The 7,256-nt window shown below is 36.4% G+C and carries 6 protein-coding genes; 2 read left to right on the forward strand and 4 right to left on the reverse strand.

What is annotated here, in order from left to right:
* Positions 1-494: 494 nt before the first annotated feature.
* On the reverse strand, positions 495-1,616 hold the full coding sequence (locus N9I19_RS23410) for a hypothetical protein (RefSeq protein WP_317779144.1): 1,122 nt from the start codon (positions 1,614-1,616) through the stop codon (positions 495-497).
* Between the two features lie 1,135 nt (positions 1,617-2,751).
* Here N9I19_RS23410 and N9I19_RS23415 point away from each other — a divergent pair.
* Positions 2,752-3,234 carry a hypothetical protein gene (locus N9I19_RS23415; protein ID WP_317779145.1) on the forward strand — a complete coding sequence of 161 codons (483 nt, stop codon included), beginning with the start codon at positions 2,752-2,754 and terminating at the stop codon, positions 3,232-3,234.
* Positions 3,234-4,889 (forward strand): helix-turn-helix domain-containing protein, encoded by a 1,656-nt coding sequence (locus tag N9I19_RS23420; protein WP_317779146.1) that lies wholly within the window; start codon positions 3,234-3,236, stop codon positions 4,887-4,889. The genes N9I19_RS23415 and N9I19_RS23420 overlap by 1 nt, the downstream gene beginning before the upstream one ends.
* 677 nt (positions 4,890-5,566) lie before the next feature.
* Here N9I19_RS23420 and N9I19_RS23425 read toward each other — a convergent pair.
* The 3 genes from N9I19_RS23425 to N9I19_RS23435 form a co-directional block, all read right to left on the reverse strand.
* On the reverse strand, positions 5,567-6,157 hold the full coding sequence (locus tag N9I19_RS23425; RefSeq protein ID WP_317779147.1) for a hypothetical protein: 591 nt from the start codon (positions 6,155-6,157) through the stop codon (positions 5,567-5,569).
* The gene (locus N9I19_RS23430; RefSeq protein WP_317779148.1) at positions 6,144-6,554 is read right to left on the reverse strand and encodes a hypothetical protein; all 411 of its coding nucleotides are present in this window, start codon (positions 6,552-6,554) and stop codon (positions 6,144-6,146) included. Before N9I19_RS23430 ends, N9I19_RS23425 begins: the two co-directional genes overlap by 14 nt.
* 238 nt (positions 6,555-6,792) lie before the next feature.
* Complete coding sequence (locus tag N9I19_RS23435) at positions 6,793-7,092, reverse strand: hypothetical protein (RefSeq protein ID WP_317779149.1); 300 nt, start codon at positions 7,090-7,092, stop codon at positions 6,793-6,795.
* Positions 7,093-7,256 lie beyond the last annotated feature (164 nt).

A 7,256-nucleotide genomic window follows, 5' to 3' on the forward strand; every position in this document is an offset into this window, starting at 1 on the left:
TATATTATTCATATTAACCTTATATTTAATAATTTTGTTTGACCTGATTTTATTTCGTAAATAAACATATTTAATAAAAAAAGCATATTTAATAGAGAAAACATATTTAATAAAATAAACAGAACTAATAGGCATTTTTCAATTGTTAGGTATATCCCTTGAGGGACAAGAGTTCTAGCCATTTTTAAGTGTTGTTATAACAGAGTTTCCACTTTCCCACATATAGAATGTAAATGAAGTCACATATACACAGGTCTTTTTTTTATATATTTACATATACACAGGATGATATTTTAAATATCCACTATTACACAAGGCTATATTCGGAAAGTGATAGACGTAAAAAAATAATCCTTCTCATAGATTCTGCCAAAAACTGTAGCAGAAGAGGGAAGGAAAAGTTTTGGTTATATGGGAACGCTTCTATACTTTTTTTGAGTATATTCGAATAGCCCTGTGAATGTTCTATTTTTTCACAAGGCTGGTTAAGCTATTTAAATTACACCGTGTAATTCTGGCGATTGGCCGGTTTTGGTGTATTCTCTGATTTTGGCTTCATGGATTAGTTCATAAGGAATTTTTTTTAAGGCCCCAGGGAGGTACTTTCTAAAGGCCATTCTGAAAAAGGCGCCAATCGAGTAGAAATGGAAAGACCCTTTTCGTTGTTTTTCTGTATGTATATGAATTCCTATCTGATCCATTGTTTGTAAAAAGAAATTTTTCATGAACCGATCACGTATGGTGAAGCTTTCATAGTCCTCATCCATAAGATAGTTGAGTTTATTCATTACCTCCTGTTTAAAGGAAATCATGACATCAATTTGGTCCCTTGCTTTAAATTTAATTTGATGTCCATCAAAGAAGTAAGTTAGCTCCTTTGATAGTTTCGCCATGAGGGCGTTGACATTGAATTCATCCGTATTTTCTTCCACGCATTCCGGCTTCAAGGAAAAGGAGGCTTTTTTTATCCATATTTGCTTGCCACGAATCTCTATCCCTGTGAATTCGATGGAAAAGAGAGCTTCTAAAACGCTTAAGGTTTTACGAACCCCTTTTGCATTTTTGTTTAGTTGAAGTTTAAGTGTCTTCATTGTCCGTTCTTGTTTGATTTTATCCATTTCACCTGTCTTGCTAAAAGAGAGACCAGTCCGGAACTGGTTAAGTAATGATAAGAGCAGTTCGATTCCTTCAGGGTTCGAGGTACGTACGAATTCTGCTAAAATATTCGTTTCAAAAAGGGCATGCGGTATGATTAGGTAATTGAGAGTTACACCATTAAGTTCAGGCGTATTATACTTATCAACATCTTTTAACACGATAACAGGTAACCCTTCGTGGATTTCCTCTTTCACAAAATGATGATCTTCTAAGAACCTTTTTCCTCCCCAAAGGGTAGAATAAGAAATTCCAAGTTTCTTTGCCCAGTAAGAAAGATTATATTCCTTTAGCATGCCTCGTTGGTTTTGTTCTACTTGTAACTGGTTTAGCATGGTCAAATATACAACATAAGCAGATGCAGGAGGGCGTTCAAACGACTGATCACGAAGAAAATGGAATTCTTTTAAGATGGCGTGATGCATTCTAAAACCATCAATTCTTATCCTGGATTCTTTCATTTTAGGCCCTCCTCTCGTCAATTTTTCTAGTTTGAATTATAGCAGAATGGAAACACAGGAATTGGTCTCCTTTATTAAGGGATTTTCAAAGTTGCACAACCTGTGCTCATCCCTTGGGGGGCAAGGGGTTGGGAAAAACTCTAAAAAATTTTGTGTGAAAGGAAACGTCATTTTTTTCACACAGTTTGTGCATATTGTGAAAGGAACCGTCATGAATTGATAGTTAACAAATTATGATAAACGTTGATATATCAATGTTTCTATAAAATAGACCATCTATAAATGGGCATAAATAAAAAAACTCGCACAAAAATATGTGCAAGTTTGTGTGAGAGCAAACGTCATTATACATCATTTTAGAACAAAAAAAGATTAATTTTGGCATTATTTTGTGTGGGGCTCCTAATGTTTTCCGAATTTGTTGGAGATATAGGGAGTAGGTTTATCAAAAATGTATTAAAAAATCTCAGATCAAATATAGGGCATTGTGCACATTGTGAAAGGAAACGTCAAATGAGAAAAAGTTGCACAGCTTATGATGGATGAGTGAGTTGTGCAAGAGTGCGTCGAGCTTATGGGATGTTGTTAACGTGAGATAAACCTGCATCCCTTATCTTTGTGTGCACATTGTGAGAGCAAACGTCCAAAAGAAGGGGAAGTTGCAATCCCATATAATGGTGTGCGCATTGTGAAAGGAAACGTCATCGTATTGATGATTATAGGGTTGAAAGAATCGCTGTATAACAATATTTTTATGAAAAAGCCCATCTATAATAGAACAAGTATTATAAAAACTTGCACAAAAATGTGTGTGAGTAAGCGTTATCTTCCCTTTTATTTGAACAGAAGGAATTAAATTCACACCAGGTTTGGTGAAAATAAACACAAGAAAACCATACAAAGAGACTTGTGCATATTGTGAGAGGAAACGTCAGATTTAAAACAAGATAGTCAAGAGCTAGTCTGGAATTTAAATAAGCAATAGAGCTAGGGTGCTGCAGAGAACAAGTGTTATGGTGCACATTGTGAAAGCAAACGTCAAAATAACAGAAGTTGCACTTTAAACCGATGTGTTGACAAAAGCAACACTTCTCACTCATAATTACCATATTACTAGATTAAAAGGGGAGCAGCTATGGATTTTTTAGTAGGAGTTAAAGAGGTGGGGGAAATTCTCGGATGGGATCGGAGAAAGGTTTCAACATATCAACTGCGTGGCGTGCTTCCTAAACCAGTGGTCCATTTATATAGTGGTCCCATTTGGTTTCGAAAACAAATCGAATTTTATAAGGCTGGGAAAGATCTTGGTGTCAGTACTTATTATATAAAAGGTGAGATGGTCTATGAATGTACGTATAATCAACCTTTTAAAGATACCAGCTATTCCCCTAAGGACATCAAGGAACAGACAGGAAATTATATCCTTTATTATGAAAAGGACGTCCAACAGTTGAAAAATGCCATCCTTGAGAAAAAACCGATAGTTCAGTTTCTTTCTTTTGGGTCAATTAGCATTCTACATGATTTGGGTATTTTGGAAACAGTTGTTTTTCAAAATTACGTCCAACAGTACTCATTTGAAGACATAGAGTCAAAAGAAGGGTGGGTTAAAGAATAATGCTACAAACCCTGCAAACAAAATTTTTGAATGTCATGAAAACGATTTTTCCAGATTATCCTCAAATCTATGTCGAATGGAAAATGGATATCAATCATCTTATGTCGGGTCAAGATGATTACCAGCCTAGCCAAACATTAAAAGCATTTTTTGTTATTTTGGATAGCTTAGTGAAAGATTATGGATTGAAATTCGAGAATATGGAACAATGGGTCGATGATTACATAGAAGAAATTAGAAATTTTGTACTTCCATATATACAGACAGTGGGAGAAGAGAATTTATCCCATTCCCCAAAGTCTAACAACAGAGAAGTGATAAATGCCTTGTTGAATCAAAATTTTGCCGAGTCCGGTTCGGCCTTATTATTTCACAAATTAAGGGAGACTATCAGTAAAAATGAATTCGACATTGCTACTGAGATTCCTACTGCAAGAATTGCAGAAAGGGCGTTAGAGGCGACGGCAGAAGTGAGGGCAGAAAATGATTATCTGATGATAAAATCAAATGTAGCCATCGAACAATGGAAAAACCTCACTTCTCAAGCCATTACTTCGATGGATGACTTAACCGCAGATATTTTTGATATCGTCTCGATTCTTTGGATGCAGCAAGCTACTCATAAGGACCAAATGATTCATTTCCATACGGATGATGCTTTGAATCTAAGAAGATTGCAAGGTCGGAAGGAAGATTTAGACGGCTATCAAATGTCTTATCGAAAAAAAGAGCGCGATGATATCATGAAAAGGTTGGCCGCACTCACAACGATATGGATCAGAATTGAAAAAGAGAATTTGAGGTTCATCAATGAGGATCAGGGAGATTTTGAAGAAATTGGACAAGTGCAGTTCAATCCCTTGTTTTTGGTGGATAGCGTGACGGTAGCCTACCGGGGGGATAACCCGATTGGTATTTATGAATGTAGCATTCGTCCGGGGGAATTGCTTGCCAATTTCTTGTACGGTTCTCAAAGGAGCAGTGGGCTTCTTGCATTAAAGACTCTCGAATATCATCCAATTAAGCAAAAGTACCATAAACGGTTATCCAGGTACCTATCCTGGCAATGGAGAATTCGACAGAAGAGTGCGGATTATCTTAGGGCTTATCATATTGGGGGAGATAAAGGACTTTTAAAAGTTATGGATTTGGACGTGAACCCTAGATATGGTTCAAGGATTAAAGAACAATTTGAAGAAATATTGGATACCCTACAGCAGGATGGAATAATTAAAGGGTGGAGCTATAAGGAAAATAACCTTGAGAAGCAAATAGAACAGGAGAGAAATTGGTTCGCTAACACCTGGTTAAAGGCTCGTGTCCAAATCATCCCACCTTATGAAATCACGGGAATGGGAGATAACCAGGACTTATTATTGATTGAGGATCAGGACTATGATACAGAGAATTTATTAACTATGTTGAAGGGTATGACGGACAGGGAGACTGGTGCAACCAGGGAGATGGTTGAAGAAAAACAGGTTTCCCCTGAGACGATTAATAAGGAAAGAACCGATCGAGGATTAAGTATTTTAGAGGCTGCTAAGGAAATGGGAATTTCCCATAGTACCTTGTCCCGTTATGAAAGGAATTTAATTAAACGTCCGTATACAGTCAGTTTAGATAAAATGAAAGAGTGGTTAAACGCAAAATAAGCATCTAAACGGTGCTTATTTTTTTTGAAGATTTCCCTAACATATCATGCGGAGCATCATCTCAATTATTAAAAATAAATGCATCTAGTTGCACTGACATAAATATTGTAGGGTGATGAATGATCAGTTATTTCGAGAAGCAAAAGAACGTTTGTAGCAAAAAAGATTGAGGACATAAAAAATTTTGTAATTAAAATGAAGCAGAGAGCAAGGATCGCTGGTGGTATGCTATTGGTGACTAAGTTACCTTGCTCGAAATATAATATTCCCTCAAAGGGCTTATGTTACACATCAGACAAAAACTGTGAGTGTTACAGTCCGAAAAAAAGAAAACTATCCACCGGCCAGGTCAAATGTTGCTACAAAAACTAAAAATAGATAGGACTTGTTCCGCAGTTTAGTTATCAGATTATTTTGGAGTAATAATTGATGAAAGCATTGTTTGATGAATAGTCCGTTTATGGTATGCACTAGAAGAGAAGTTGATGGTTAACGAAGGTAGCGATAGTTGAACAACGAAAAGTATAGGTAATGAGCTTGAAGAAACTTCTACAAGCTCATTTATTTTTGCAAACTGTATTGTGAATGCCTATGTTCATAATTTGTGATTTAGACTGAGGTTAATGGATTTTCCCTTTCAAATGTGTTCCTTAAAAGATTAGCTTTTCGTGTACTTTCTAATCGATTTCTTCATCAAGCAAACGTAGGATATTTTCTACGACACCCTCATGATTACCTTTTCGAAATTTATCAATAAAGTCTATATAAAGAAGCTCAAATACTTTTTCTAGTGTGTAGCTATGTCCAGGCTGAACTTCCTCCATATCAGCAAGCAACACCTCTCCACGTAAGGCAAATTTCCTTCTCATGCTCAAATTCAAGGTTTTCATTTCTTGATTCTTATCTATATGGATTAATTTGAAAGCGGATTCCCCAGACTTTTCAAGTCTTGAATTTTTACCAGCATAATGATCCAATGAGGTGATCAACCGGAATAAAGCCTTTGAGTCTGGATGCTTTTTCGCAAAAAGTAAGAAGTCATTATATAAAAGATTCATTAAGTCGTTTTGTTCGAAATGCATGTCTGATAGGTCTTGAATATCTTCACAGAAAATTTCTGCTCTTAGAAATAGATTTAAGGGGACGTCTATACTCAGTAAGACGGTTGAAGATTTATTTACTTTATGGAGAAGCTTTCCGATAAAGTTTGATGATCCGATCAAAGATAGTTCTTCATCTATAAGATTGGCTTGGCTATATTTCCCCATCGGTTACGCCCCCTAGTTGTTTTTTTTTGTATGCTTCTACAAATATTCGATGAGCTGCTTTTCGAACGCTACATTTCCAAACGGCCGCATAATCGCCTATCTTTTGATAAGTTTCATGATCTACTTTGCAATGAACCGTGTAAGGCTGGTCTGTATAGGTGACGTCAGGATATACGAGCACCTTTTCAAGTCCAAATAACAGTATTTCCGTTCCCAAGGCTGTTTTAGAGCCATTCCAGTATCGTCGGGATTCTCGTCTTAATATCATGTCCACGGGTTCGGCTATGGGGATTTTTATATCATGTAGCTTATCCGAACGAACTTTCCTTTTTTGTGGTTCAAGTATTTTCTTTTTAGAAGTAGAGAGAACTGGATTCAAATGGTTAACCTTTCCCATTTGCTATTCCCCTTTCAAAATCGTCTTTTTCTTTGGGTTGGTTGGTCAGTTGGTTACATCGTTACGCTATGCCAAGAGTGGAGGGAGGTATATTTGCTAGGGATTGTGGCAAGGCTTTTTTTAAGTGAGGTGATACGAAATGAGTAAAGATATTTCAAAAGAACTGGCTGAAAAGCTTGCTAATAAGGCATCCACGCTACATTACGTAAAGAGCACAAATGAATCTAAAAAGAAATAATTAGCCCAAAATAATCTTAATTCCACCCTGTTCAGTGATTTTGAATGGGGCTAGATTCTGTTTTTTAATATAGTTTTGATCTTTCCAGCAACCTTCTTCATCCCGCCCCCAATCCGGGCAGGGGAGAGGGACGTCAGCAATTTTATGTTTTTGGAGGATACTTTTATACTCATTTGAATGTGCGGCAACAAATAAGGCCAAACGGAAAATTTGATTACGATCTAGATCGGTCGCTTTATACACATTCTCTATATAATTTTTATAAACGTCCGGGTATCTTACGGTAGGTCTATACACCATTTTCCTTCCTCCTTTAAAAATAGTATATGGACGTCTCCTGGTTAAAATGCCATTTGGTCAAATATCGTTATGTACAAGAAAATTGGTTTCATCTTGGGTCATTTTCTCTGTTGGTTCATTGTTATTATTAAAGATGCTTACAATCCCAATGATGACCAAAAAGA

The sequence above is a fragment of the Peribacillus sp. CSMR9 genome, assembly GCF_033141925.1.
GTDB classification, from domain to species: domain Bacteria; phylum Bacillota; class Bacilli; order Bacillales; family DSM-1321; genus Peribacillus; species Peribacillus simplex_A.